Below are 25,776 nucleotides of genomic sequence, written 5' to 3' on the forward strand. Positions count from 1 at the left end.
CCTACAGCCTCAGCCCAAGCTGGATCTGAATGGCCCTCTCGACAGCTACCATGTCTGTCTTGGACAGCGTGCCGAGACAGGTCGTCAGGTGTTCCTTCGCGGCCGTGGTCATTTGATCCGCCAAGGCCTTGCTCTGCTTCCCGTCGATCGTGACCAGGGCTTCGCTGGGATAGACGCGGCCGGTGCTGCTGGTCAGCGGAACCACCTGGACACGGTTCAATGCGGTATTGGCAGCATTGTTGCTGACCGCCGGTCGGACCTTGCGAATCTCCCCGCCGCGCGATGGCTCGAAATCAACCCACCGGACCTCACCGCGCCGCATCGAAGCCGTCGCCGATCAGCGCTTCGCTCCATTCGAGGGCTTCGGCCTCGCGGGCACGGTCGGCGGCCATGGCGGCGTAGGCGCTCTCCAGGCTCTCGCCGACAACATGCGGACGGGCGAGGTCTTCAAGGAAGCGGCTGATCTTGCGTCGGCCGACGACACGCACCAGCCCGTCATAGACGTTTCGTCGATGCTGATGGTCATGCGCTTCTGCATGGGCTCACTCCTGACGCTGAGGGGCGCTCGCAGCAACGGGCACATGCCGTCACTCTTTCGCTGTATGCATAATGTCGAGGAGGCAAGGTCCCGCCAATCGGCATAGGCAGCCGGCTGGCGCCTCACTCCACCGCGGCGCTGTGGTCGACCGCCGGCTTGCTCGCCGGCTTGCGCAGCAGCAGCACCAGCGGCACCGCCAGCAACGACATGATCATCAGCAGCTTGAAGTCGTCGATATAGGCGATGATCGTCGCCTGCATCGTGATCAGGCCGTCCAGGGCGGCGCGGCCGGCGGCGGTGAACGGGTCGAGCTGCTGCACGGCCGCCGGAGCCTGGAAGGCGTGGTTGAACGGCGTGACATAGGTGGTGAGCGCGGCGTGGTTGACCTGCGTGTTCTCCACCAGCAGCGCCGAGACGACCGAGATGCCGACGCTGGAGCCGATGTTGCGCGAGAGATTGTAGAGGCCAGTGCCTTCGCCGCGCAGATGGGCCGGCAGGGTGGCGAAGGCGACCGTGGTCAGCGGCACGAACAGGAAGCCGAGGCCGGCGCCCTGGACGAAGCCGACGGATATGATGGTCCATTGCGACACGTCGGGCGTCCAGCCGGTCATGTCGTACATGGCCCAGGCCGTCAGGCCGAGGCCGGCGGCCAGCAGCCAGCGCGTGTCGACCTTGCCGATCAGGCGGCCGACGATGAACATGCACAGCATGGTCCCCAGGCCGCGCGGTCCCATGACGATGCCGGCGGTGACCACGGGATAGCCCATCAGCGTCTGCAGATAGGGTGTCATCAGCGCCAGCGAGGCGAGATAGGTGACGCCGACGATGAAGATGAAGAACAGGCTCACCGTGAAGTTGCGGTCGAGGAACAGGCGCGGATTGACGAAGGAGCGCTCGGCCGTGAAGGTGTGCACGATCAGCAGGTAGAGGGCGGCCGCCGCCACCACGGCCTCGATGATGATCTCGCCGGAGGAGAACCAGTCGAGCTGCTCGCCGCGGTCGAGGAAGAGCTGCAGCGCGGCGATCGCCACGCTCAGCGTGCCGAAGCCGAACCAGTCGAGCCGGGCGAGCGCGTCGATCCTGGTTTCCGTCACGAAGACGACGATGCCGACGAAGGCGAGCAGGCCGATCGGGACGTTGATGTAGAACACCCAGCGCCAGCTCAGATTGTCGGTCAGCCAGCCGCCGATCACCGGGCCCAGCACCGGCCCGACCATGACCGAGACGCCGAACAGCGCCATGGCCGAGCCGCGCTCCTCCACCGTATAGATGTCGAGCAGGATGCCCTGCGACAGCGGCACCAGCGAAGCGCCGAACACGCCCTGCAGCAGGCGGTAGCCGACGATCTCGACCAGGGACTGGGCGATGCCGCACAGCACCGAGGCGACGACGAAGCCGGCGATAGCGGCCAGAAGCACCCGCTTGCGGCCGAAGCGGGCGGCCAGGAAGCCGGAGGGCGGCGTCATGATCGCCGCGGCGACGATATAGGAGGTGAGCACCCAGTTGATCTGGTCGGCGCTCGCCGAGACGCTGCCCTGGATATAGGGCAGGGCGACATTGGCGATGGTGGTGTCCAGCGCCTGCATGATCACCGCCAGGATGACGCAGGCGGTGATGGCGCCGCGATTGGCGACCGGCGCGGTCGGGATCGGGTCAGCCATGGTCCTTGCCGCCGAAGCGGTCGACCAGCCTCTGGGCGAAGTCGGGCAGGCCGCGGGCCCGGCCGGTGTCGATATCGGCGGTGACGCTCATGCCCACGCGCAGCGGCGGCTTGCCCTGCGTGTCGTCGATGCTGATGCGCAGGGGGATGCGCTGGACCACCTTCACCCAGTTGCCGCTGCTGTTCTGCGCCGGCAGCAGCGAGAAGCTCGAGCTCGAGGCCGGGCTGATGCTGTCGACCCTGCCCCTCCATTCGACGCCGGGATAGGTGTCGACGGTGATGGTGACGGGCTGGCCGGGCCTGACATAGGTGAGCTCGGTCTCCTTCGGATTGGCCGCGATCCACAGCTTCGTGGTCGAGACCAGCGAGAAGCCGGGCTGGGAGGCCTGCAGATAGGTGCCGACCTGCAGGGCGTCGACATTGGTGACGATGCCGTCGAACGGCGCGCGCACCACCGTGTCGTCGAGGTCGCGCTGGGCGTTGTCGACGCCGGACTTGGCCTGGAGATAGAACGGGTTCTGCTCGATCGGCTGGTCTGCGTCGTTGCCGAGCTGGGCCAGCATCGCCTGGGCCTGCGCCTTGGCGACGGTGACCTTCTGCCGGGCCGCCTCCAGGTCGTGCTGGGCCTGGTCGAAGGCGGCGCGGGAGGCTGCCGCGCTGGACGCGAGCTCCTGCTGGCGCTTGAAGGCCGCCTCGTAGAAGGGGATGTCGGCTTCGGCCTGGGTGATCTGGGCGAGCGACTGGTGATAGCTGGCCTGGAGGGTGAGGATCTGGTCGCGCACCGTGCCGAGCTGCGCCTGCGCCCCGGCCAGCGCGATCTGGAAGGAGTCCGGCTTGAGGCGGAACAGCACCTGCCCCTTCTTCACCGCCTCGTTGTCGCGCACCTCGATGGCGGCGACCGTGCCGGAAACGTCGGTGGAGATGCCCACCTTGTCGGCCTGGACATAGGCGTTGTCGGTCGACATGACCTGGCCGCCTGTCACATAGGCGTAGCCGCCGGCGATGAGCGCCAGGGGCAGGAGCGCGAACAGGAGCGGCCGGAGCCTGCTGCGCCGGCGGCGGAGCGGTTCGGCGGCCGGAGGCGGGGGGGCGGGAGCAGGCGCGACGGCTTCCGGCTTGACCCGGATCGTCTCCTGCGCGTCGGCGGTAACGGCGGCCCGCGGGGAGGAACCGTCAGCCATGGCTTGCACTCCTGTCGTCGGCCGGCGTGCGGCAGGCGTAGAGCAGATTCGACTTCATCAGGGTCAGGGTCCGGACGAGATGGGCCCGGTCCTCGTCGGAGATGCCGGTCAGTGCCTCGGCCCGGGTGGCCTCGCCGATCGTCCGCATCTCCGCCAGCAGCGGCTCGGCCGCCTTGCACATGAACAGCTGCCAGGCGCGGCGGTCGGTCGGGTGCTGGCGTCGTTCGATCAGGCCGCGCTCCTCCAGCCGATCGAGGATGCGCACCAGCGTGATGCCCTCGATCTCCAGGATCTCGGCCAGTCCACCCTGGTGGATGCCTTCATTCTTGGAAAGATAGGCGAGGGTCTGCCACTGCGAGCGGGTCAGGCCCAGGCTCTTCGCCCGCTGCTCGAAGCGCTTGCGCAGGAGCCGTGCCGCGTCATGCAGCAGGAACCCGAGCGTCGGCTGATTGTCCATGGAACGGAAGCCTGCTATTCATATGCGTACTTATGATATGGATATCTATATCAAGCGCGCTCTCGTGCCAAGGGGTGGAGGTGTCGCATGGCTGATCGGATCGGGGATGCCGGCGCGTGGCGGAAAGCCGTCCCGGCGGCTGTGCGCCTGGCCGGCGTCGCGGCCATCGGCCTGGCCGCGGTGCTGTCGGAGGGGGCAGCTCCGGCTGCTGCACGCGTGAGTTGCGGCGGCGCCGCCATGCTCGGCGGCGCCCAGCTGATGTGCAGCCAGCCGGATATGAAGGAGCCGCCGCAGCTGTGCACCTTCCGCTGGGCGCTGACGACCGCCGGCAATGCCGGCAGGATCGTCGAAGGGTCCTTCCTGTTGCCGCCCGGCGCCTCGAACGTGCAGGTCTACCAGGGCAGCGGCTTCGACGCCCAGCTGACGCCGCCCATCGTCCTGTGCCAGGGGCGCAAGGGGCGCCCCTGAGGGAGGGGCACGGCGATTCCTGTCGCCCGCCCTTCCCGCCCTTCCCGCCCTTCCCGCCTATCCCTCCATCTCCGCCGCCCGCAGCATGGCCAGGGTCAGGGCGATGGCGGCATTGGCCGGCGGGCTCTCCATGTGGGTGCGGCCGTCGTCGTCCTTCCACGCCGATCCCGAGGCCTCCGGCTCGGCCGGTCCCTTCCAGATCCGCGCATCGATCTCCGGGGCCGCCTCGATGGCCCAGGTCCAGTCGGCAAGGCTGCGCCGGAGATGGGCGACGACGTCGTCGAGCGAGGTCGTGAAGCGCGGCACCGGCGAGCCGTCGCGGCAGCGCGGGTCTCCGCGGCCGCCAGGACCAGCCTCGTCCGCCAGTCCCAGCACATAGGCGATCATCGCGTCGAGGCCGCGGTCGGCGCCCGAAGCAGCCTCGAGCCGGGCGATGATGCCGGGAAAGAGCCGTCGCCGATCCGACCGGCCCCACCGCGGCGCACCGTCACGTCCGGGTGCCGCACGCAGGGCGTCGGCATTGCGCGCCTGATCCAAGGTCATTGATGGGTTCCTTCCAAATGCCGTCGAGCCGAGCCGCCATGCGGTCGGATTGAGTCTTTGTCGAGGCGAGAACGAAACAGGAACATACCCGCCGACGGGTGATCCCGCAAGGGGTTAGGGCCATCTTGGCGGCCGCGCCGTGCGCGATGACACTTTGCTCGCGAGAACGTGTATTGTCCGCTCAGCCGCGTCTCACGGCTGTCGCCATGATTGCTCAAGCTTGCAAGTGCAAGCGGGTTCGAGAGAACCGCTCAGGCGGGAAAAGCTCCGGCCGGCCCGTCAGTCCTGCTTGGTCTTCGCGGTGGAATCGACCACGGCCTCCGCCTCGATCTCGACCCGGTAAGGGCCGACCAGACGCCCGACCTCGAACAGGGTGTTGGCCGGGCGGACCTCGCCGAGATAGCGGCCGTGGACGCGCGAGACCGGCTCCCATTCGTCGGCGTCCTGCAGATAGACGCGGGTGCGCACGATGTCGCCGAGGCCGGCGCCGAGCGCGGCGAGGCTGGCGGCGATCTTGTCGAGGATGAAGACGGCCTGGCCGGCCGGATCGTCCGGGCAGACCACGGCGCCGGACGCGCTGGTGGCGGTGGTGCCGCTGACCAGGACGCGGTCGCCGACCCGCATCGCCCGGCTATAGCCGCAGATGCCTTCCCAGACGCTGCCGCTGTCCACTCTGAGGCGGCCGGGCCGGCCCTCGACCGGTACCGCCGTGTAGACCTTCGGCAACTGTTCCAGGTGATGGCTGAGGTCGCCGGAGGCGGTGAGGAAGGGCGGCTTGCGGTATTCGTCGCCGCAATCGCCGGGCAGGCGGCGCGAGCCGGCGAAGGCTTCGTCGAGCCGGGCGCGATCCTCGTGATCCAGCGCGACGCTGAAAGCGCGTAGATTGTCGGCGCGATGCTCGGCTTCGCCGAGCCGGGCGCCGACAATCACGGCCGCGACCGCCGGCTGCTCCAGCACCCAGCGCGTGGCGACATTGGGAATGGAGACGCCGTGCCGGGTGGCGACGGCGGCCAGGGCCCGCAGGATCGCCTGGAATGCCGCCCAGCCGCCGATGGCGTCGACGAAGCGCTTGTACTTCATCTTGCTCCAGTCGGAGAGGGCGTCCGGTTCGGGCTGCCCGAGCCAGCGCTCGGAGACCAGACCGCCGGCCAGCGTGCCATAGGCGAGCAGTCGGATGCCGTTCGCCAGGCAGAAGCTGCTCATGTCCCCGGCGGCGCGCCGGTCCAGCACGGAGAATGACACCTGGTTGGAGACGAGAGGCACGCCCTCGCCGACGAGGACGCGCAGATGGTCCGTGTCGAAATTGGTGACGCCGACATGGCGGACGAGCCCCTCGTCCTTGAGCTTCGCCAACTCCTTCATCGCCTCGATATAGGCGGGGTGCTCGAAGCTCCACCAGTGGAACTGCATGAGGTCGATGGCGCTGAGGCGCATCCGCTCGAGGGCGCGCTCGACGCCGGCGCGCACCGCCGCCGCCGTCATCGGCCCGGGCGTCGGGCACCATTTGGTGAAGGCCCGCGCCCCTTCGCGGCCGGCCGCGCGTTCCCGCGCCAGGAACTCGCCGGTAATGATCTCGGCACTGCCGTAATGGTCCGCCATGTCGAAGGTGTCGAAGCCGGCGGCGGCATAGCCGGCCATGGCCTCGGCCGCAGCCACGGGATCGAGCGGCGCGCCGCCCCGTTCCATGTCGGCCACCTGCCACAAGCCGGTGACGATACGGCTGATCGAGAGGCCGGGCGCGAGGTCGATGCGGTCGGGGCGGGGAGAGGGCATCGTGCGGGTGCTTCCGAGGGAGGGCGAGGATCCCTCTCGGCCGGGAGAGGGGGGAATGGATTCGATCGCGGCCGGCTTCAGCCGCCGTCAGGAAATAAAGGCACCACCCTGACCGTCATAGCCGGACTTGATCCGGCCATCCACACGAACACGACAGCTGACCAGTCCTGTGAGGCCACCATCGTATCATTCTGCCAGATCCGTGGTCGCGTGGATGGCCGGATCAAGTCCGGCCATGACGGCTGAGAGGGCATCGCCCTTTCCGGCAGCGACGTGATCCGTCTCTGTCTTAGGGCCTGTCAGGAAATAACCGCTTCTGGTATTTGGGTTGATGGGTCGATTGTATAATTCCATTCGCCGTGGAAATCGTGGCGCCGGATGTTGATGTTTTGCCAGTCGGCGTCGGAGACGGCGGTGCCTTTGGGATATGTGTTGGTGTCGAGTTCACACAGGACCGTCAACCCGGTCTTCGTGGTTGTCGAGGCGATCAGATCGACGATGACGCGATAGCTGACGAGAGGGTGCGCGCGCCAATTTTGGGTGATGAACGAGAACAGGCGGTGCTCGATCTTGTTCCACTTGCTTGTTCCCGGCGGGAGGTGGTGCACTTCGATCGAGAGACCCAGTTCATCGGCGAGGCGCTGCAATTCAAGCTTCCAAAGGCGTCCGCGCGAGGAGTTGCTGCCGCCACCATCGGCGGTGATGACCAGGCGCCTGGCCAGGGGATAGCGACAGCAGCCGACCTCCCGCCACCATCGGCGGATGGTCTGCGCGGCGAAAGCCGCGGTGTCATTGTCCATGCCGACACTCACCCAGCCCGCGTTGGCGGCGAGGTCGTAAACGCCATAGGGAATGGCGCGCCCCAGTTCCTGGATGAGAAAGTCGTGCACGCGCACCGTCTCGGGATCGCCTCGGGGCCGCCATTCCCGGCCGGCGTTCTTGAAGTCGCCGACCAGTTCCTTCTTCTTCGTATCGACCGAGATGACCGGCTGCTGGTCCGCCAAAGCGGTCTTGACCGCGGCGTTGACCACTTGGAACTGAGCGTCGCGGTCGGGATGGTCCGCGCCTTCCAGGGTTTTGCGATTGGCCTGCAAGCTGAACTTTTCCGCCTTCAGCAACTCTCCGACCACCGTGTGGCTGACTTTGTGGCCAAGTTCCCCGAGTTGAGCGGCCAAGCGACGGGTGCTCTTGCAGGTCCAGCGCAGCGGCGACATCGGATCCCCGCGCGCGCCCGGCTCGACCAGCCCCAGCAGATCAAGGAGCAACTGGGGGGCTTTCTCAACCAGTGACTTGCGTCCGCCGCCCGGGCGACGAACGCGACCTTCCGCCAGGGACGCAGGAGCCGCGATGTCCTTCAACCCGCGCCCGATCGTACTCGGCGCGATGCCCGTCACACGCGAAACCGCCGCTATGCCGCCATGACCGGCCGCCTTCGCCTCGCTGGCCGCAAACAACCGCCGTTGCCGTTCGTCAAGGTGCCGCAGAAGCGCAGACTGGCGCTTGCGCAGGGAAACTTCGTCAATCATCCCCTACGATACGACACTCTGCCTCCGACAGGAATCCCACGACATCACCAAAAAGCCCAACCGATTCGCCTATTCCCTTCCGGCCCCTTAGCGCCTATGGGATCAAGTCCGGCCATGACGAGCTGGAAGGTCGCACTCAATCGACAACCGGGCGCCCTTCCTGCTCCGTTTCAGCCGCCGATCTTCGCCTTGATGGCGTTGATGTCGTCGGTCGACAGCTCGCCGGTGGTGGTCACCACGCCGTCGGTGATCTTCCACAGCCGGAACGGACCGGTGATGTCGCCGTATTTGTCGAAGGAGACCGGGCCGATCACGCCTTCGTAGCGGATCGGCTTGCCCTCCTTGATCAGGGCCAGCGCCTTGGCGAACTCTTCCTTGCCGGCGTGCACCGGCGTGCCGGCGGGATCGACGACCTTGAAGATCGCGTCGCGGATGGCGAGCGGCTCGGTCGACTGGGCGGCGGCGATGGCGAGGCCGACGATGGCGCCCGCGTCATAGGCGCGATCGGCCGCCGGATTGCTCGGCTCGATGCCGCCGGAGAAGGCCTTGTAGTTGGCGTTGAAATAGTCGGTCGAGGCGGTCGGCTTGGTGCCGGAGGAGGTGCCGTAGGCCTCGTTCAGATATTTGGCGCCGACGCTCTTGATGAAGTCCGGGCTGTTCATGCCGTCGTTGAGCAGGAACCTGGCGGCGCCTCCGCCGGAGATCCAGGCCCGGGCGACGGTGGCCCCGTCCACCGGCGTCGAGACGAGGTAGAGGCCGTCGGGATCGCCTTCCATCGCCGCGGTGGCCTCGGACTGGTAGCTCGCCTGGTTCTCGTTGTACGGCACGATCCTGGTGATCCGGCCGCCCAGAGCCTCGTAGGCCTTCTTGAACTCGGCGACCATGTTGACGCCGAAGTCGTTGTTCACGTGGATGATCGCGATCTTCTTGAAGCCCTGGTCGAGGGCGTATTTCGCCGCCGCCGTGCCCTGCAGCGCGTCGGAGGTGATGGTGCGGAAGAAGATGCCGTTGGTCTTGCCCTCGCGCCCGAGCGCGGTGAGCGTCGGCGAGGAGGAGGCCGGCGAGACCTGCACCACCTTGGCCGGCGCCGTCACCGAGGTCAGGATCGGGATCGTCACCGAGGAGATGATGCCGCCGATCAGCGCCGGCACCTTGCCGACCTGGACCAGCTGGTTGGCCGCATCGACCGCCACGCTGCCGGTGCTCTGGGAGTCGCGCGTGTCGGTCACCAGGGTGCAGCCGCGGGCGCCGCCGGCCTCGTTGATGTCGCGGAACGCCATCTCCACCGACTTGGCGCCGGCCTGGCCGTATTCGCCGGCCGGGCCGGTCAGCTCCATGACCACGCCGACGGTGATCTTGCAGGTCTCGGCTTCGGCCGCGCTCGCGGCCAGGGCCAGGCTCGCGGCGGCGAGCGAAAGCAGCGCTGTCTTCATGGGTCCTCCCGGTGTCCTGCCAGTGTCCTGCCGTCCTCTTCAGGAGGCTTCGGCATTCAGGTTGTATTTCATGATCGAGCCGTGGCGGCCATGCCGGTCGCGCTCGAGCGTGTAGACGTCGCCCTCCGGTCCTTGCCGGCGGGCAAGCACGGCGGCGATCTCCGCCTTGTCCGCGTCGGTCAGACGCAGCGCGCCGATACGGGCATTGGCGGCGAGGTGGGCGCGGTTGCGGGCGCCGACGATCACGGCGGCGACGCCCGGCCGGTCGAGCACGTGGCGGCTTGCCACGCTGGCGATGTCGGTGCCGTGCCGGTCGGCGACCGCCTTGAGCACGCGCAGCAACTCCTGGAACAGGGTCCAGCCGCCGAAATCGTCGATGATCAGCTTGTACTTGGTCAGCGACCGGTTCTCCAGCGGCTCGTGCGGTTCCGCCGCGCCCAGCCAGCGCTCGCCGAGGAAGCCGCCGGCGACCGACCCGTAGCAGAACAGGGCGATGCCGTGGCGCGCCGCCAGCGCGGTCAGGGCCGTCTCGGGCCGGTGGTCGAGCAGGGAGTACTGCACCTGCATGCTGAACAGCGGGATGCCGGCGGCGAGCATGGCCGCCACATGCGGCGTGTCGAAATTGGTGCCGCCGACCCGGTCGATCTTGCCCTCGCGCCGGATCTCGTCGAGCCAGCCGGCGACCTCGAGGTCGCGCGCCACCGCATAGTCCCACCAGTGGAACTGGACGAGGTCGAGCCGCTCCATCTTCAGTCGCCCGAGCGACTGGTCGACGATCGCCGCGATGTCCGCCTTCGCCACCCTGGCGAGGCCGGCGAGGTCCGGCACCAGCTTGGTGTGGATGCGCAGGCGCGCCGGCGCCTCGCGGCCGCGCTCCGCCGCCAGGCGAGCGCGGAAGGCGCCGTAGAGCTCCTCGACGCCGGTGTAGATGTCGGCGCAGTCGAAGGTGGTGATGCCGGCGTCGTAGGCGGCGAGAAGGTCGCCGACCGCAGCGGCGCCGTCGATCGCGCCATGGCCGCCGGCAAGCTGCCAGCCGCCGCGGATGACGCGGGATATCTCATAGCCCGGTGCGAGGCTTCGGCGTTCCGTCATGATCTGACCTCGGGCAGCGGCACGGCCGTCGTCGCCCCATGCGAGAACCGCCTCGTGCCGATGCGGGTGATGCGCAGCCGGCTGCAGCAGTTCGGATCGGGGCAGGCGACCTCCGTGTCGGTGGTCATCCAGTCGTTGGGATGGGTGGGGCGCTGCTTGGCCGCGAGCAGCGGCAGCACGGCGGCGATCGAATAGATCGAAAAACCCTGGCCGGGCGGCAGGGTCAGCATCTCGCCGCGCAGCTCGAAATAGTCCCCGGGCCCGGCCCCGCAATAGACCTTGCCGCCCTCCGGTATCACCGCCTCGACCCTGAGGTCGAACAGATCGAAGCCGTCATCCCCGTCAATGCTCATCCCAGTCCTCACCGGACGGCCCCGCCCGTCACTCCGTCTGAGCCGATTGCGGTGCGGAGTGCGTCCGTCCTTGCGGGCCGCCTTGCCGGAATCTACGTCAGAATCGAAAACCCTGCCGACGAATCGTTGGTTCGCCGACGAAGGTCTGATTAGTGTGCGATTGGAGTTTCACCATAGTTGATCCGGCGACACAATCGTGATGCAGGCACAATCCGGGCCCGTGCCCCCATCCGACCGGGAGGCTCCCGGTGACCCGCAGCCGCTGCTGGCGGCCGAGGCGGTCGTCAAGCGTTTCGGCGGGGTCGCGGCGGTGGACGGCGTCTCCTTCACCTTGGCGCGCGGCGAGATCCTCGGCCTGATCGGCCCCAACGGGGCCGGCAAGACCACGCTGTTCGATTGCCTCGCCGGCAGCCAGGCGCCCACGTCCGGCCGCATCCTGCTCGCCGGCCGGCCGATCGAGCGCCTGCCGGCCCATCGGCGCCTCTCCGCCGGGCTCGGCCGCACCTTCCAGATCCCGCGGCCCTTCCCGCAGATGACGGTCCTGGAGAACGTCCTGCTCGGCTGCCAGGGGCTGGCGGGGGAGCGCATCCTGCCCAACTGGCTCGCGCCCGGCCGCGTCGCCCGCGCCGAGCGCGCCGCCCGCGACAAGGCCATGGCGCTCATCGACTTCGTCGCCCTGGCCCGGCTGGCCGACGAGCCGGCGCGCGTCCTCTCCGGCGGCCAGCGCAAGCTCCTGGAGCTCGCCCGCGTGCTGATGGCCGAGCCCAAGGTGATCCTGCTCGACGAACCGGCGGCCGGCGTCAATCCGAGCCTCCTGGAGGTGATCATCGAGCGGATCGCCGAGCTCAAGCGCCGCGGCACCACGGTGCTGCTGATCGAGCACAACATGGATCTGGTCTCGCGGCTGTGCGGGCGCGTGCTGGTGCTGGCCTCGGGCCGGCTGCTGGCCGAGGGGCCGCCGGCCGTCGTCTCGCGCGACCGGCGGGTCATCGAGGCCTATCTCGGCGGCGTCGCCGCATGACCGCGCCGATCCTCACCGTCGCCGGCCTGGTCGCCGGCTATGACCCGGGCGTGCCGATCCTCAACGGCGTCTCGCTGCAGGTGGCGCGCGGCGAGTTCGTCGCCATCCTCGGGCCGAACGGGGCCGGCAAGTCGACGCTGATCAAGGCGATCGCCGGGCTGGTGCCGGTCAGCGCCGGCTCCGTCGCCCTGCGCGGCGCCGTCATCACCGGCCTGCCGACCCACCGGCTGGCGCGCAGCGGCCTCGGCTTCGTGCCGCAGACCGAGAACGTCTTCGCCGCCATGTCGATCGACGACAATCTGCGCCTGGCCGCGGGCCTGCTGCCGGCCCCGGCCCGCGAGGCGCGCATCCGCGAGATGTACGCCCTGTTCCCGGATTTGGCCGGGCGCGGCGGCCTGTCCGCCGGCCGCCTCTCCGGCGGCCAGCGCCAGATGCTGGCCATCGCCCGCGCGCTGATCGTCTCGCCCGACGTGCTGATGCTCGACGAGCCGTCGGCAGGCCTGTCGCCCAAGCTGGTCGAGATGGTGTTCGCCAAGCTCGCCGAGATCCGCGGCGCCGGGGTGACGGTGGTGCTGGTCGAGCAGAACGCCCGCGCCGCCCTCGCTATCGCCGACCGCGGCGTGATCCTCGCCGAGGGCCGGGAGCGCCACGAGGGGCCGGCCGCGAGCCTCTTCGACGATCCGGCCATCGCCGAGCTCTATCTCGGCGGCCGCCGGGCGGTGCTGGAGGGGCGTCCGTGAGCCTGCAATTCCTCATCGACGGCCTGATGACCGGCCTGATGGTCGGACTCGGCGCCATCGGCGTGACGCTGACCTATTCGATCCTGCGCTTCGCCAATTTCGCCCATGGCGAGCTGATGACCTTCGGCGCCTATGTCGCCTGGACGATCAGCTTCACCGTCGCGGCCCTGGCCGGCGGCAGCCTGCCGGCTCTGGAGCCGTTCTCCTTCTCCTGGGCCGTGCTGGCCGCCGGGGCGCTCGCCATGCTGGTGACGGCGCTGCTGGCGCTCGTCCTCGACGCCCTGCTGTTCCGGCGGCTGCGCGAGAAGAGCAGCGTCATCGTCGTGGTGATGGCCAGCTTCGGCGCCTCGATGGCGCTGCGCAGCCTGATCGAGTTCACCTTCTCCTCCAGCCCGGTCTATTTCAGCCGCGAGCTGCAGATCGCGCTGCGTCTCGGTCACGGCCTGCGCATCACCCCGGACCAGGCGGCCCTGGCCGGCCTCACGCTCGTGCTGCTGGTCGCGGTGCATCTCTTCATCGAGCGCAGCCAGGCCGGGCGCTCGATGCGGGCGGTGAGCGAGAACCCGATGCTGGCGCGCGTCGCCGGCATCGACGTGCAGGGCACGGTGCGGCTGACCTGGATCCTCGGCGGCGCGCTGGCCGCCGCGGCCGGCACCATGACCGGCATCCTCGTGCAGATCCGGCCCTATATGGGCTTCGACCTGCTGCTGCCGCTGTTCTCCGCCGCGATCCTCGGCGGCATCGGCAGCGTGCCGGGCGCCATCGTCGGCGGCATCGTCATCGGCATCGCCGAGGCGGCGACGGTGCAGTTCATCGGGGCCGAATGGCGCGCCGGAGCCGCCTTCGCCCTGCTCATCGCCATGCTGCTGGTCCGCCCGCGCGGCCTGTTCGGAGGCCGGGCATGACGCTCGCCATCATCGCCTACGGCGCCTTCTTCCTGACCACGGCCATGGCCTTCGCCATCGTCTGCCTCGGCCTCAACCTGCAATGGGGCATGACCGGCCTGTTCAATGTCGGCGTCGCCGGCTTCGTCGCCGTCGGCGCCTATGCCTCGGCCATCCTGACGACGCCGGCCTCCGCCACTCATCTCGGCGGCTTCGGCCTGCCGGTCGCCGCCGGCTGGCTCGGCGCCATGCTGGCGGCGGGGGCGATCGCCCTGGCGATCGGCGCCATCACCCTCAGGCTGCGCGCCGACTATCTCGCCATCACCACCTTCGGCGTCGCCGTCATCATCCACCTCGTGGCGCTCAACGTGCAGTGGCTCACCGGCGGCCCGTTCGGCATCGGCTTCATCCCGCGGGCCTTCGAATCCGTCGCCGACCAGCCGCTGCTCTTCGGCGCCGGCAACCTGGCGCTGGCGGTCCTGGCGGTGGCGGCGGTGTACCTGGCGCTGGAACGCCTGGCCCGCAGCCCCTGGGGCCGGGTGCTGCGCGCCATCCGCGAGGACGAGACGGCGGCCCTGTCGCTCGGCAAGGACAGCGTGCGCTACCGCCTGCAGGCTTTTGCCATCGGCGGCGCGATCATGGGGCTGGGCGGCGCGGTCCACGCTCATTTCATCGGCTTCATCGCGCCCAACAACTACCTGCCGAACTTTACCTTCCAAGTCTGGACCATGCTGATCGTCGGCGGCTCCGGCAACAATCGCGGCGCCATCCTCGGCGCGGTGGTGGTCTGGGCGCTGTGGAGCGTCTCGGGCGCGGCCATCTCCGCCCTGGTGCCGCCGGAGCTGCAGGCCCGCGCCAGCGCCCTGCAGATCGCCGCCATCGGCGTCGGCCTCTGCCTGGTGCTGCTCTACCGGCCGCGCGGCCTCCTGAGCGAGAAGCTCGGTGGCGTGGCGCGGCGAAAGGCCTGACCGGGTGCGCGACGCCAGGCTTCGGCGGCCGGTCGAGCCGGCGATGCCCGGCAATCCGATGCGGCCGCTCCTCCGGGTGTCGAAGAGCATGGACCAGCCGGCGGCGGTGCCGACCGCGATGGGCATCCGTTCAGAGCCTGCCCCCTATGCCCCCGACCCTCCGAACAGTTTTTCGATCTCGGTCATCGGCTTGAAGAGGCGGTTGGACTGATCGGGAAACCGAAGAAACTCGTGTCGCTCGCAGAACGATATCGCGGCATCGTCCTTGGCGTCCACCGCGACCGCGAGGGAGGCCGTCTCGCTTCGCAGGCAGCGCCGGAGGGCGTCGAGAAGGAGAAACGTCCCGAGCCCACCGCCCCGTCGGTCCGCGGCGACTGCCAGGCGGCCGAGCAGTGTGGTCGGCAGGACGGGCTGGCGCGGCGGTTTCTCGACAAACGCCGCCGGCAATTCTGCCGCTTGAATGGAGGTGTTCGAGAGGGTGCGGAAGCCGACGATGTCGAGGGACGGTGGCTCCAACAGCACATAGGGTGCCGCCACGCGTCGGCGTATATCCTGGCCAGTCTGCGATCGTAGATAACGATCCAGGGCGTCGACGCCGCAGGAGAAGGCCGCGCGATCATGCCGCTTCGTGTCAAGACGCTCTATGATGGGCTTCGCGGCGGCGCTCATCGTCTATTTGTCGCCGATCAGCGCCTTATAGGTCGCCACGCTCTCCCGCATCCGCCGACCGGGTTCCCGCGGGTTGAGGAGCGCTTCCACGAATGACGCTGAGCTGGATCATTTCGTGCTCCGCAATGGTGCGTTTGGCAGCGTCCTGAACGCTGGCCAGCACGAAATCGGTGATGCTGCGCCCTTCGAGGGCTGCGGCATGTTCGATCAGAGCCTTCTGTTCCGCCGTCACGCGAGCTTCCTGCCGCTCACCTCGCCTGCGAGCTGCCGGGATGCTCTGTCTTTGTGAGTGAGCCATGGCCATTCTTCCATCTGCCTGCGATGTACGGCCAGATGCCGGGCTGTTCAGGGAGTTGCGTCACGCTATCCCGCCGACGAAATCTTCGACGGCGAGTCCTCAGGATGCCGGCCCGGTCCGCAACGTGACGCGCGTGATGGCTTCCTCCAGCCGGGCGCGTGAAGCCGCCGCCAATCGCTCCACCCCCAGGAGGCGGGCGAAAGCGAGCGCCGGATCCTTCTCGTCGAGCAGATCCCGGTTGTCCAGGAGAATGGACGCCAGTTCCGCGAGCGGGATTTCCGGGATGGAGCGCCGGGCTGCCGGGTCCGCGGGGGCTCGGTAGGGCAGGACGTCGACCACGGCTCCGGGTGCCCACACGAAGGCGCCGCTCGATTCTTCGGTGCGGTCCACATGGCGCAGATGCATCATGATACGCTCGCGGATGCGGCCGCCGGTGCGCAGCCAGCCATGGGCCCGCGCAATCCGCTGAAACAGGATATCCTCGCGCAGAGGGGCTTCGCAGGCGAGGATGGCGCCGATCATCGCCTGCAGCGTTTGCCGATAGCCGAACTCGAAGAAGTTGTCCGGTTCGATGGCGAACGAGGATAAATCTGTCACCGTGTAGGGCGAGGAGGAGCCGGCAGTGCTTGTGCCGGCGTGCCCGGCCAGTCGCACATCCATCACCGCGCCCTGCGCCTTGCCGGTTCCGGCCTCGGGATCGATTGCCGGCCGCCCGGTGCGCTCGTCCGCCGCATTGTCGTCCTCGCGCCCCGATGAGGGGGCGTCAGGGAAAGTCTCCATCCCATCTTCGGGCTCCGCGCCGCTTTGAGATGGATCGATTTCGTGGCCCATGTCCCAGCGAACCGTCTCCCCGGCCGTCTCGGGCGCTGCCCTGCTTTCGCGGCTGCGCTCGAGAAGATCATTCAGGGCTCCATGGAGCCGTTGGATGGCGCCCGCCGGATCGAACCACCAGTCCGTCGACCAGACCCTGAGGATGTTCCACCCGAGGCCGCGCAGTACCTGCTCGCGCACCTTGTCGCGGTCGCGGGCCGTCGCGGCGCTGTGATAGGTGGCGCCATCGCATTCGATGCCGGCCAGATAGGCCCCGGCCAGATCCGGGTGCCGGATGCCGATATCGATGCGAAAGCCCGAGACGCCGACCTGGGGGATCGTGTGCCACCCGAGGCGTTCGAGGCCGGCTGCGACGGCCTCCTCGAACGGGGAATCCGCCTGACCTTGCGAGCCTTCGTCCCGAGCCGAGAGCGCGATGACGCCGCGGTCGGCGAAATCAAGAAAAGTCTTGAGGTGATGGACGCCCGTCGCCTTCGTCCGCTCGCCGTCGATCTGATCGGCGGTGAAGCCGGAGAAGACGACGAGTTCCTGCCGAGCCCGTGTCACGGCGACATTGAGCCGTCGCTCGCCGCCGTCGCGGTTGAGCGCGCCGAAATCCACGGTCCGCTTTCCCGCCGCATCCTTGCTGAAGGTGATCGAGAACAGGATGACATCGCGCTCATCGCCCTGGACGTTCTCCAGGTTCTTGACGATGGCGGGCTCGATCCGCTCTTCGGCGAAGAACCATTCCAGCTCCGGTTCAGCGCGGCGCGCATCGTCGAGAAGGTCTTGGATCAGCGTCTGCTGCTGGCTGTTGAAAGTGATGACGCCGAGCGTCGGCCGGCTGTGCTCTTCGAGCTTCAGCCAGTCGCGCAGGCGCCGGACAGCATCCTCGACCAGCGTCTTCGCCTCGATCCGGTTGGTCCGGCTCTTGCCCCGATCGTAGATGCCGTCCGGGACTCGCCGGAGACGGACGGCCCGGTCATCCACCACCGGGGATGGAAAGGTGATCAGGCGGTTCTGATAGTAATGGGCGTTCGAGAAGGCGATCAGCGATTCATGGCGGCTGCGATAGTGCCAACGCAGGTCGCGAACGGGAATCCCGGCGGCCTTCGCCTCGTCGAGGATGCTTTCCAGGTCGCGCTCGTGCTCGGCGATCTCCTCGTCCTCCTCGTTGCGTCCGAAGAAGTTCGTCGGCGGCAACTGGCGCGGATCGCCGACGATGATCGTCTGGCGGCCGCGCGCAATCGCGCCGACCGCGTCCCACGTCGTGATCTGGGACGCTTCGTCGAAGATCACGACGTCGAACAAGGCCTGGTTCGGCGGCAGGTATTGCGCAATCGACAGGGGCGACATCAGCATGCACGGCGCAAGCTTGGAGAAGCTCGACGGCATCGCCCCGATCATTTCGCGGATCGAGCGGCTGGGCCTTTGCAATTCCATCTGATGGCGCAACAGTCCGAGCTCCGAATTGCGGGCGACACTCGACGTCGACGGCAGGTCATGGGCGATGACCGAGACCACGCGCGTAGCGGCCTGGGCACGGACCATGTCGTCGATGTCCCGGAACTCCGTGATGGCATGTTCGTGCTGGAAACGACGAAAGTCACGGAGAACGGGGTCCGCATCGAGTTTCGGCGGCAGCCACCAGCGAGCATAGGCGAGTCTGAAAGCCTCCAGCGTCCCGGCCGGCTCGATGGCGCCGCGTTCGAGATCCGCGACGAGCGGTCCCAGGCCATGGGCCACGCCCTTCTGGCGGACGCGGCACCAGCTTGCCCAATCCCGAAGCAGATGGCGCGCTTCGGCAAGGGCATCCATCGTCGAGGCCATTTCCTCCAGCGAGGACACGCCGGACCATGCCGGGAGTTCGCTGCCGGCAACGGCCGCGAAGCGGGTCATGTCCTCACGGAGCGCGGAGAGGCTGTCATGATACTCGGCCGCTGCGATGTGGACCGGGCTCGCTTCGGCGTGGCCGTGCAGAGCCGAGGCGATCGCCAGAACGATCCTTCGCACGTCGTCGGCGGTCCGGCCGAGGTGCAGCAGGCTTTCGCGCAGCCGGGCGGCATGCGCGAGTTGCTGCCTGACCGCGGCGACATCGGTATCGAGCCCGCGAAAATCCGCCGTCCGGCCGGCGAGGCGGCTTGCCTCGATCGCGCTGCGGCTCTCCTGCATCAGCCGCAGGCGGGGCAGGTCGTGCTCCGGCGCCGGCGTTCCCGACTCGGCGTGGCGTTGGAGATCTTGCTTCACGCGCCGTTGCGCAAGCCAGCCCAGGGGCCAGGCAGAGGCGGCCGCCTTGCGCCACGCGTCTTCGATCGCGGCGACCGGGACGCGGGCGACGGCATCCCGCGTGAAACAGGCCGTCAGGCCAGCCTCCGCCTCTCGGTAGGCGGCAATCAAGCGTTCCAGTTCGACGAGCGCCCCGTCGAGCTGACTGAATTCGGGGTCGAAGGCGATCCGTCGATCCGTGCCTCCGGTCTCGCGAAGCGTGGCGGCAAGGGTGCCGAAACGCTCGATCTCGACCCAGGACATATCATCCTTCCCCTCCAGGCCGATGGCACCGAGAAAGGTTGCAAGAACCGCGCGATGGTGTCGGCTGCGACGGCGCAGATCGTTCGCGGCTTTCAGCAGTTCCTCCTGCCAGGCCTGGCTCCAGTCCGGCACGTCGATATGCGCGACGGCGGGGCGCCTTTCCACCACTGCGAAGGTACGCCCGAGTTCCGCTGCGAGTTCCTCGATCTCCCGTAGCCGCGCCGCGTCGTGCGCATCGATCGACGGCCATGCCAGCTCGGGTGCGTAATGCTCCCTGCCGCGCAGTGCCACTCCCAGAGCCGTGTAGGGGCTCAGCCCGTTTGTCGCCCGGCGGTGCAGCGCTGCAACATAAGCGTTGAGCAGATCACGCCGAATCTTCAGCTTCTCGTTGACTTCGATCCATTCGGAGGGTGCTCCGCGTCCGCCCTTCTCCCAGGACCGGCGCAATTGGGCGATGAAGCTGCGGCGATCCGCCTTGCTGGAATGCAATTCCAGGCAATGGTCGCCGAGTCCGTGCTCGCGCAGGCGCCGGTGGACGACATCGAGCGCGGCTGTCTTCTCCGCCACGAAGAGCACGGTCTTTCCGACGGCCAGGCAGTTGGCGATCATGTTGGCGATGGTCTGGCTCTTGCCCGTGCCCGGAGGGCCGACAATGACGAAGTCACGCCCTTCGGCCGCCGCCATGCTGGCCGCGATCTGGGAGGAGTCGGCCGGCAGAAGGGAGACGATATCTGCCGGCGCGTAGTGACGATCGAGATCGCGCTCGTCACGGAAAGCGCCGTGGCCGCCAGGAAAGGCCTGCTCGGGCGTATCGATCAGGTGCTGCACGACCCGGTTCTGGCGCAGGGCATCGGTGCGCTCGACCAGATCTTTCCACATCAGGAACTTGGCAAAGGAGAAGGTGGAGAGAGCTGCCTCGTCGATGACCTCCATGCCCTGCACCTCGCGCACGGCCTGGCGCACGGCATCGAGAACGCGCAGGACATCGATGCCGCTGCCGTCACGCGGCAGATCGCCGGCGAACTGCGGCAGGGACAGGCCGAACTCGCGTTCCAGGAACTGGAGCAGTGTTGCGTTGAAGCGAGGCTCGTCCTCATGGAAGCGCAGGTTGAATTGCGACGTCGCGCTGCGTCGGTCGAGCTTGACGGGAACAAGGAGCAGGGGAGCCCGATAACTTCTCTCATCGGCGGACTTCCTCTTCCAGCGCAGGAAGCCTGCCGCCAGGAACAGGGTGTTGGCGCCGCCCTCGGCGAAATCGTTCTTCACCTGCCGATGCAGCTCGATCAGGCGTGCTTCCAGAGCCTTCTGGTCCAGGCTGGAAGCGAGCTCGTCGCGCGCCAGCGCCTCGGCGGCGAAGCCCCGGTCGAGATCGCGGCCTTTGAGCTCGCGGTAGAGCGACGGGTCGCGCCCACCGTGCGGGTTCTGTTCCGGCAGCGAAACTAGGCGGATGGTCGCGCCGCTCGCGAGGCGGTCCTCCAGATGAGGCAGATCGGTGCAGAGGAAGGGAACTGTCTTCTTCGAATCCGGAAAATTCAGAAGCCTGTTGCGCAGCGTCAGGTCGAGCAGCTTCTTCTGCCATCGGTCGATGCGGCCGGCCGCGGTCGTCGGCTTGGCCTCCAGCGGCTCGGGCGGGAGCAGGCCGGCGTCGGGAACGGCGGGGAGAGGCAGATCGGCCGTCGGTGCGTCCGTCTCGTCGGCGCCGCTCCGCGACGGCTCGTGCGAAGCCAGGGGGGTGATGCCGTTGCCGCGCGACCGGCGCACGTCGATGGCGGCGACGAAGCCCGCGGCCTGCTCTCCTTCCAGGCGTGGCGTCAGAACCTGCTGCGCATGCTCGAACGTCAGCGGCGGCCGATGTGTCACGCCGGTGGTCTCGAAGACGATCAACTCGCGCCCGGCCAGCGCCTTTCGAACCTCCATCAGATCGGGCTCGATGGCGCTCGACTGCGTCCGCTTCGTCAGCCAGACGCCGATCGCGGCATGGTCGCGGAACAGGAGCAGGAGCGGATTGAGGCCGGCCGCTTCCAGGGCGGCGGCAAACAGCAGGGCTGTGTCGAGACAGGTTGCGAGGCGGTCTGCGGCGACGACGCCGGGAAGCCGGACCTTCTGGCCGCGTTGCTCGAAGCTTGCGGGTGGCTCCGCATAATGCAGCCCAAGACCTGCGACGGCAGAATAGATCGCGCCGGCAAGCAGGAAGGCCCGCGCCGGGCTGTCGCTCTGATAGCCATCCAGGCCGGAGGGGCGACCATGCGCCGCGAGCCGGTCGGCGGCTGCCCGCAGGAGATTTGCGACGGCCGGATCGTTGGGGAGGACGAAGGCCGGCAGGAGTTGCGCCATGTCGCCGACCCCGCCCCACTCATCGCGTGCCAGCAGTCGCACCGGCAGGTGCTGCTGCGCGATGATCTCGCCGTTCGCCGAAAGGCTGAGGCTGATCTCGCCTCGCTCCGCCTCGTTGAGGCCGCCGAGGTAGCGCGCATCGAGCTCGACCCTCCGGTCGCCGAGGGACAGCGCGTCGCCGACCGCGATCCTGTCAATGGTCCAGACTTTCGAGCGCAGAAACGGCGGGGCTGAGACAAGCTCGATCCGGCAGTTTTCGAACTGTCGGTCGGTGGAGTTCCTGATCGAGATCGATCGAATGACCGGGATGGCGTTTTGATAGGATGCGTAGGTGAGGGTCGTCGCGATATCTGCGCGGATCTCGATCGACGTTGCGTCCGGTGCAACCTGTTCTCCGACGCCCTCTCTCTCGACACCGTCCATCTCGATCCGCCCTCCCCGGAATCGTAGGATATAACCCAACGATTCAGATCAGGACATTGCGATGTAAGGATATATGCACCTTCTCGATTGGGGTATCTGGAGCGAAACGTCCTCCCCCTTGACAGACGTTTCCAAATCGATCCGCAAGTGCCGCGATACTCCTGCGTCGTGTGACGCAGCGATTGCCGCGACGGTTCACGTCCCGTCGAGTGAGATGCTCGGCGTCACATCGTGCCCTAAGCAGCGAGGGACGGCCATGCCGGCTCTCGGTGTACGGTATCCGGCAGCTCAATCACGCACTGTCGGCCGCCCGGTCGATGGCGTTCAGGATCGCCTCCGCGGTGGCGGGGGCGTTCATGCCGGGCCAGGGCCGGTCGGGGCGGGCCTGGCGCACCGCGTCGCACAGGGCGGAGAAGACGGAGATGCCCAGGCACAGCGGCGGCTCGCCGATCGCCTTCGACTTGTAGACCGATTCCGCCGCGTTCTCGCTCCACTCGGTGAAGGCCATGCGCAGGTCGCGCGGCCGGTCGCTGCAGGCGGGGATCTTGTAGGTCGAGGGGGCATGGGTGGTCAGCCGGCCCTTCGCGTCCCAGACGAGCTCCTCGGTGGTCATCCAGCCCATGCCCTGGATGAAGCCGCCCTCGAGCTGCCCGAAGTCGATCGCCGGGTTCAGCGACTTGCCGACATCGTGCAGGATGTCGACGCGCGTCACCTTGTTCTCGCCGGTGAGCGTGTCGACGATCACCTCGGCGACGGCCGCGCCATAGGCGTAGTAGCGGTGCGGCTGCCCCGTCAGGCGTTCCGGGTCGTAGGTGTTGAGCGGCGACTTGTAGTGGGCGGAGGCCGAGAGCGCGACGCGGGCCATGTACGCCAGATGGACCATCTCGCGGAAGGGCACGTCCTGGTTGCCGACGCGGATGCGGTTCGGCAGGAAGCTCACCTGGTCTTCCCCGACCTTGAAGTGCTCCGCTGCGAAGGCGACGAGGCGCCGCCTGATCTTGGCCGCGGCGATCCGGGCGGCGGCGGCGTTGAGGTCCGTCCCCGACGAGGCCGCCGTGGCGACGGTGTTCGGCACCTTGTCGGTGGAGGTGGCGGTCAGGCGGATGCAGTCGACGTCGATCTGCAGCTCCTGGGCCACGACCTGGGCCACCTTCAGGAACAGGCCCTGGCCCATCTCGATGCCGCCATGGTTGAGCGTCACCGAGCCGTCCTCGTAGACGTGCAGCAGCGCCCCGCCCTGGTTGAGGAAGTTCACGCCGAAGCCGACGCCGTATTTGATCGGCGTCAGCGCGAGGCCCTTCTTCAGGCAGGGCGAGGCCGCGTTGAACGCGGCGATCTCGGCGCGGCGGCGATGATAGTCCGACGAGGCCTCCAGCTCGGGGACGAGGCGCTGCAGCATGGTGTCCTCGACCACCGCCTCGAACGGCGTGGTGTCGAAGCCCTTGCGGTAGAAGTTCCGCTTGCGGACCTCGAGGGGATCGAGCCCGAGGTGATAGGCGACCGCGTCGATGGTGCGCTCGATCGCGAACATGCCCTGCGGGCTGCCGAAGCCGCGGAAGGCGACCGCGGTCACCGTATGCGTCTTGCAGACATGGCCGGTGAAGCGGGCATTGGGCAGGAAGTAGCAGTTGTCGGCGTGGAACAGCGCCCGGTTCATTACCGGCACGGACTGGTCGAGGGAATTGCCGCAGCGGGCGTAGAAATCGAGCTCCACGCCGAGCAGCATGCCGTCGTCGTCGAAGCCGACGTCATAGTCGACGAAGAACTCGTGGCGCTTGCCGGTGATGATCATGTCGTCGTCGCGGTCGAGGCGGCATTTGGCCGGCCGGCCGGTCTTCAGCGCCGCGACCGCCGCCAGCGCCGCGAAATGCGTCGCCATCGTTTCCTTGCCGCCGAAGCCGCCGCCCAGGCGCCGGGTCTCGACGGTGACGTGGTTGGAGGGCACCGCCAGCACCCGCGAGACGATGTGCTGGACGGCGGAAGGGTCCTGCGTCGAGCACAGGATCGTCACCGCGCCGTCCTCGGCCGGGATCGCCAGCGAGATCTGGCCCTCCAGGTAGAAATGCTCCTGCCCGCCGCTGGAGACGCGGCCCTTGAGGCGATGGGGGGCCGCGGCGATGGCCGCGGCGCTGTCGCCGCGCGCCAGCGTGCGCGGCGGCGCCAGGTAGAAGCCCTGCCGCGCCGCCTCGTCGACGTCGAGCACCGGCGGCAATTCCTCGATCGTCACCCGGGCCAGCTTGATCGCCTGGCGCGCGTCGTGAAGCGTTTCGGCGACCACGGCGTAGATCACCTGGCCGGCATATTCGACCAGCCGGTCCGACAGGACGCGGTCGTCCGCGGTGCCGCCATGGCTGAAGTCGTTGGTGCCGGGAATATCGGCGGCCGTCAGCACGCACACCACGCCGGGAGCCGCCTCGACCGCTGCGAGGTCGCAGGCGGTGACGCGGCCATGCGCCACGGGGCTGCGGCCGAGAAGCAGGTGCAGCGTCCCGGCCGGCTCGCGCAGGTCGTCGATGTACTCGGCCGTGCCGGTGACGTGCTTGCGGGCGCTGTCGTGCTGCAGCCGGTCATGGACCGCGCCGCGGATGCGGTCGAGGGAAGGGGCCTGCCGGCGATCGTCAAGCATGGGCGCGCTCCGTCCTCGTCTCGATCACCCGCGTGGCGGTCCCGCCTTCCGTCGTCTCGATATGGAACTTGCGCAGCAGGTTTCCGGCCACGCGGCTGCGATAGGAGGCGCTGGCCCGCATGTCGGTGATCGGCGCGTAGTCCTGCCGCATCGCCAGGACGGCCGCATCGACCGTCTCGCGCGACCAGGGCCGGCCGACGAGGGCGGCCTCGCACGTCGCGGCTCTCTTCGGCGTCGCCGCCATGCCGCCGAAGCAGATGCGGACGTCCTCCACCATGCCGTCGGCGAGGCGCAGGCTGAAGGCGCCGCACACGGCCGAGATGTCCTGGTCGAAGCGCTTGGAGATCTTGTAGGCGGCGAAGGCCTGGCCAGGCCGCATCTTCGGCAGGATGACGGCCTCGACGAATTCGCCCGGCCGGCGGTCCTGCTTGCCGTAGGCGATGAAGAACGCCTCGAGCGGCAGCTCGCGGCGTCCCGAGACGCCGTTGAGGACGAGGCGCGCGCCGAGCGCGATCAGGGCCGGCGCACCGTCGCCGATCGGCGAGCCGTTGGCGATGTTCCCGCCCATCGTGGCCTGATTGCGCACCTGGCGGGAGCCGAGCCGCCGGACCAGCTCGCCGAAGTCGGGATGATACGCGCCGAGCCTGGCGTGCAGGTCCTGGTAGGTCACCGCTGCGCCGATGACGAGGCGGTCGGCCTCCTCGACGATCTGCCGCAGCTCCGGCACGGCCGCCACCGAGACGATGTGCTGCAGGCGCATATGGCGCTTGGTGACCCAGAGGCCGACATCCGTCGCGCCGGCGAGGATCGTCGCCGTCGGGGTCTCCTCCAGGCAGGCGATCAGTTGCTCCAGGGAGCGCGGTGCCCGGAAGCTGCGATCCCCGGCCTGCACGGCGAGGGGACGCTCGTCCGCGGCGATGGTCCGCAGCGCCTCGGCGGCGTCGGGCCGGGCCGGCGTCAGCCCGCGCTCATGCGCCGCCTTGCAGCCGTCCATGGCCGCGGCGATGATCGGCCCGTATCCGGTGCAGCGGCACAGGTTGCCCGCCAGGGCGTCCTCGACCTCGGCGATGCTCGGCTCGGCCGTGTCCTGGGACAGCGCATGCATCGACATGACGAAGCCCGGCGTGCAGAAGCCGCATTGCGATCCGTCGCGATCGACCATCGCCTCCTGGATCGGATGCAGTCCGTCCTTGCCGGCAAGATCCTCCAGCGTCAGGAGATGCTTGCCGTCCAGCATCGGCAGGAACTGGATGCAGCTGTTGACGGCGCGATAGCGCAGGCGCCCGTCCATCATGTCGCCGATCGCGACCGTGCAGGCGCCGCAATCGCCTTCGGCGCAGCCTTCCTTCGTCGCCTTGCGTCCGGCCTCCAGGCGCAGATAGTCGAGCACGGTCGTGGTCGGATCGGCCGCCTCGACCTCCCGCACCTTCCCGCCCATCAGGAAGCGTAT

General features: G+C 68.3%; 21 protein-coding genes. 5 read left to right on the forward strand and 16 right to left on the reverse strand.

Annotated features, from left to right (window positions below):
- Position 1: 1 nt before the first annotated feature.
- The 5 genes from AC27L4_RS01220 to AC27L4_RS01240 all read right to left on the reverse strand — a co-directional run bounded on the left by AC27L4_RS01220 (position 2) and on the right by AC27L4_RS01240 (position 3,836).
- The gene (locus AC27L4_RS01220) at positions 2–322 is read right to left on the reverse strand and encodes a type II toxin-antitoxin system PemK/MazF family toxin (RefSeq protein WP_487140126.1); all 321 of its coding nucleotides are present in this window, start codon (positions 320–322) and stop codon (positions 2–4) included.
- Entirely contained in the window at positions 309–488 is a 180-nt protein-coding gene (locus AC27L4_RS01225) for a hypothetical protein (RefSeq protein WP_487140127.1), read from the reverse strand. The genes AC27L4_RS01220 and AC27L4_RS01225 overlap by 14 nt, the downstream gene beginning before the upstream one ends.
- 172 nt (positions 489–660) lie before the next feature.
- The gene (locus tag AC27L4_RS01230) at positions 661–2,199 is read right to left on the reverse strand and encodes an MDR family MFS transporter (protein WP_487140128.1); all 1,539 of its coding nucleotides are present in this window, start codon (positions 2,197–2,199) and stop codon (positions 661–663) included.
- On the reverse strand, positions 2,192–3,379 hold the full coding sequence (locus tag AC27L4_RS01235; protein ID WP_487140129.1) for an HlyD family secretion protein: 1,188 nt from the start codon (positions 3,377–3,379) through the stop codon (positions 2,192–2,194). The genes AC27L4_RS01230 and AC27L4_RS01235 overlap by 8 nt, the downstream gene beginning before the upstream one ends.
- Positions 3,372–3,836, reverse strand: a complete 465-nt coding sequence (locus AC27L4_RS01240) for a MarR family winged helix-turn-helix transcriptional regulator (RefSeq protein WP_487140130.1) — start codon at positions 3,834–3,836, stop codon at positions 3,372–3,374. The genes AC27L4_RS01235 and AC27L4_RS01240 overlap by 8 nt, the downstream gene beginning before the upstream one ends.
- Before the next feature lie 87 nt (positions 3,837–3,923).
- On the opposite strand from AC27L4_RS01240, the gene AC27L4_RS01245 reads away from it, so the two are divergent.
- The gene (locus AC27L4_RS01245) at positions 3,924–4,304 is read left to right on the forward strand and encodes a hypothetical protein (protein WP_487140131.1); all 381 of its coding nucleotides are present in this window, start codon (positions 3,924–3,926) and stop codon (positions 4,302–4,304) included.
- Positions 4,305–4,361: 57 nt separating this feature from the next.
- On the opposite strand, the gene AC27L4_RS01250 is transcribed toward AC27L4_RS01245, so the two are convergent.
- From AC27L4_RS01250 to AC27L4_RS01275, 6 genes are all read right to left on the reverse strand, one after another.
- Positions 4,362–4,847, reverse strand: coding sequence for a hypothetical protein (locus tag AC27L4_RS01250; protein ID WP_487140132.1), 486 nt, complete (start codon positions 4,845–4,847; stop codon positions 4,362–4,364).
- Between the two features lie 279 nt (positions 4,848–5,126).
- Positions 5,127–6,620: an aldo/keto reductase gene (locus AC27L4_RS01255; protein ID WP_487140133.1), complete on the reverse strand. Its 1,494-nt coding sequence runs from the start codon at positions 6,618–6,620 to the stop codon at positions 5,127–5,129.
- 299 nt (positions 6,621–6,919) lie between these two features.
- Positions 6,920–8,146: an ISAzo13 family transposase gene (locus AC27L4_RS01260; protein ID WP_487140134.1), complete on the reverse strand. Its 1,227-nt coding sequence runs from the start codon at positions 8,144–8,146 to the stop codon at positions 6,920–6,922.
- Positions 8,147–8,316: 170 nt separating this feature from the next.
- The gene (locus AC27L4_RS01265; RefSeq protein WP_487140135.1) at positions 8,317–9,579 is read right to left on the reverse strand and encodes an ABC transporter substrate-binding protein; all 1,263 of its coding nucleotides are present in this window, start codon (positions 9,577–9,579) and stop codon (positions 8,317–8,319) included.
- A 39-nt stretch (positions 9,580–9,618) separates the two neighbouring features.
- Positions 9,619–10,671, reverse strand: coding sequence for an aldo/keto reductase (locus tag AC27L4_RS01270; protein ID WP_487140136.1), 1,053 nt, complete (start codon positions 10,669–10,671; stop codon positions 9,619–9,621).
- Complete coding sequence (locus AC27L4_RS01275) at positions 10,668–11,024, reverse strand: TIGR04076 family protein (RefSeq protein WP_487140137.1); 357 nt, start codon at positions 11,022–11,024, stop codon at positions 10,668–10,670. The genes AC27L4_RS01270 and AC27L4_RS01275 overlap by 4 nt, the downstream gene beginning before the upstream one ends.
- Before the next feature lie 199 nt (positions 11,025–11,223).
- Between AC27L4_RS01275 and AC27L4_RS01280 the strand changes: the two genes are divergently transcribed.
- Genes AC27L4_RS01280 through AC27L4_RS01295 form a run of 4 tightly spaced genes read left to right on the forward strand, consistent with a single transcriptional unit; the run spans position 11,224 to position 14,637 of the window.
- Positions 11,224–12,045 (forward strand): ABC transporter ATP-binding protein, encoded by an 822-nt coding sequence (locus AC27L4_RS01280; RefSeq protein WP_487140138.1) that lies wholly within the window; start codon positions 11,224–11,226, stop codon positions 12,043–12,045.
- Positions 12,042–12,785, forward strand: a complete 744-nt coding sequence (locus tag AC27L4_RS01285; protein WP_487140139.1) for an ABC transporter ATP-binding protein — start codon at positions 12,042–12,044, stop codon at positions 12,783–12,785. Before AC27L4_RS01280 ends, AC27L4_RS01285 begins: the two co-directional genes overlap by 4 nt.
- The gene (locus tag AC27L4_RS01290) at positions 12,782–13,690 is read left to right on the forward strand and encodes a branched-chain amino acid ABC transporter permease (protein ID WP_487140140.1); all 909 of its coding nucleotides are present in this window, start codon (positions 12,782–12,784) and stop codon (positions 13,688–13,690) included. The genes AC27L4_RS01285 and AC27L4_RS01290 overlap by 4 nt, the downstream gene beginning before the upstream one ends.
- Complete coding sequence (locus tag AC27L4_RS01295) at positions 13,687–14,637, forward strand: branched-chain amino acid ABC transporter permease (RefSeq protein WP_487140141.1); 951 nt, start codon at positions 13,687–13,689, stop codon at positions 14,635–14,637. The genes AC27L4_RS01290 and AC27L4_RS01295 overlap by 4 nt, the downstream gene beginning before the upstream one ends.
- A gap of 144 nt (positions 14,638–14,781) precedes the next feature.
- Here the strand turns inward: AC27L4_RS01295 and AC27L4_RS01300 are convergent, their stop codons facing one another.
- The 5 genes from AC27L4_RS01300 to xdhA form a co-directional block, all read right to left on the reverse strand.
- Positions 14,782–15,306 carry a GNAT family N-acetyltransferase gene (locus tag AC27L4_RS01300; protein ID WP_487140142.1) on the reverse strand — a complete coding sequence of 175 codons (525 nt, stop codon included), beginning with the start codon at positions 15,304–15,306 and terminating at the stop codon, positions 14,782–14,784.
- 25 nt (positions 15,307–15,331) lie between these two features.
- Entirely contained in the window at positions 15,332–15,538 is a 207-nt protein-coding gene (locus AC27L4_RS01305; RefSeq protein ID WP_487140143.1) for a type II toxin-antitoxin system TacA family antitoxin, read from the reverse strand.
- 165 nt (positions 15,539–15,703) lie between these two features.
- Positions 15,704–21,700, reverse strand: a complete 5,997-nt coding sequence (gene proA, locus AC27L4_RS01310; RefSeq protein ID WP_487140144.1) for an anti-phage protein ProA — start codon at positions 21,698–21,700, stop codon at positions 15,704–15,706.
- Positions 21,701–21,992: 292 nt separating this feature from the next.
- Complete coding sequence (gene xdhB / locus AC27L4_RS01315) at positions 21,993–24,326, reverse strand: xanthine dehydrogenase molybdopterin binding subunit (protein WP_487140145.1); 2,334 nt, start codon at positions 24,324–24,326, stop codon at positions 21,993–21,995.
- Positions 24,319–25,764 (reverse strand): xanthine dehydrogenase small subunit, encoded by a 1,446-nt coding sequence (gene xdhA / locus AC27L4_RS01320; protein WP_487140146.1) that lies wholly within the window; start codon positions 25,762–25,764, stop codon positions 24,319–24,321. The genes xdhB and xdhA overlap by 8 nt, the downstream gene beginning before the upstream one ends.
- Positions 25,765–25,776 lie beyond the last annotated feature (12 nt).

Source organism: Labrys sp. Lb11 (assembly GCF_057554225.1).

What these genes read in the sequence shown, in the direction of transcription:
- xdhB (WP_487140145.1), bottom strand. Translation starts at nt 24,326, where the DNA reads ATGCTTGACGATCGCCGGCAGGCCCCTTCCCTCGACCGCATCCGCGGC.
- AC27L4_RS01235 (WP_487140129.1), bottom strand. Translation starts at nt 3,379, where the DNA reads ATGGCTGACGGTTCCTCCCCGCGGGCCGCCGTTACCGCCGACGCGCAG.
- AC27L4_RS01260 (WP_487140134.1), bottom strand. Translation starts at nt 8,146, where the DNA reads ATGATTGACGAAGTTTCCCTGCGCAAGCGCCAGTCTGCGCTTCTGCGG.
- AC27L4_RS01300 (WP_487140142.1), bottom strand. Translation starts at nt 15,306, where the DNA reads ATGAGCGCCGCCGCGAAGCCCATCATAGAGCGTCTTGACACGAAGCGG.
- AC27L4_RS01255 (WP_487140133.1), bottom strand. Translation starts at nt 6,620, where the DNA reads ATGCCCTCTCCCCGCCCCGACCGCATCGACCTCGCGCCCGGCCTCTCG.
- AC27L4_RS01285 (WP_487140139.1), top strand. Translation starts at nt 12,042, where the DNA reads ATGACCGCGCCGATCCTCACCGTCGCCGGCCTGGTCGCCGGCTATGAC.
- AC27L4_RS01230 (WP_487140128.1), bottom strand. Translation starts at nt 2,199, where the DNA reads ATGGCTGACCCGATCCCGACCGCGCCGGTCGCCAATCGCGGCGCCATC.
- AC27L4_RS01250 (WP_487140132.1), bottom strand. Translation starts at nt 4,847, where the DNA reads ATGACCTTGGATCAGGCGCGCAATGCCGACGCCCTGCGTGCGGCACCC.
- AC27L4_RS01265 (WP_487140135.1), bottom strand. Translation starts at nt 9,579, where the DNA reads ATGAAGACAGCGCTGCTTTCGCTCGCCGCCGCGAGCCTGGCCCTGGCC.
- AC27L4_RS01245 (WP_487140131.1), top strand. Translation starts at nt 3,924, where the DNA reads ATGGCTGATCGGATCGGGGATGCCGGCGCGTGGCGGAAAGCCGTCCCG.
- AC27L4_RS01220 (WP_487140126.1), bottom strand. Translation starts at nt 322, where the DNA reads ATGCGGCGCGGTGAGGTCCGGTGGGTTGATTTCGAGCCATCGCGCGGC.
- AC27L4_RS01240 (WP_487140130.1), bottom strand. Translation starts at nt 3,836, where the DNA reads ATGGACAATCAGCCGACGCTCGGGTTCCTGCTGCATGACGCGGCACGG.
- AC27L4_RS01270 (WP_487140136.1), bottom strand. Translation starts at nt 10,671, where the DNA reads ATGACGGAACGCCGAAGCCTCGCACCGGGCTATGAGATATCCCGCGTC.
- proA (WP_487140144.1), bottom strand. Translation starts at nt 21,700, where the DNA reads ATGGACGGTGTCGAGAGAGAGGGCGTCGGAGAACAGGTTGCACCGGAC.
- AC27L4_RS01295 (WP_487140141.1), top strand. Translation starts at nt 13,687, where the DNA reads ATGACGCTCGCCATCATCGCCTACGGCGCCTTCTTCCTGACCACGGCC.
- AC27L4_RS01280 (WP_487140138.1), top strand. Translation starts at nt 11,224, where the DNA reads ATGCAGGCACAATCCGGGCCCGTGCCCCCATCCGACCGGGAGGCTCCC.
- AC27L4_RS01275 (WP_487140137.1), bottom strand. Translation starts at nt 11,024, where the DNA reads ATGAGCATTGACGGGGATGACGGCTTCGATCTGTTCGACCTCAGGGTC.
- xdhA (WP_487140146.1), bottom strand. Translation starts at nt 25,764, where the DNA reads ATGGGCGGGAAGGTGCGGGAGGTCGAGGCGGCCGATCCGACCACGACC.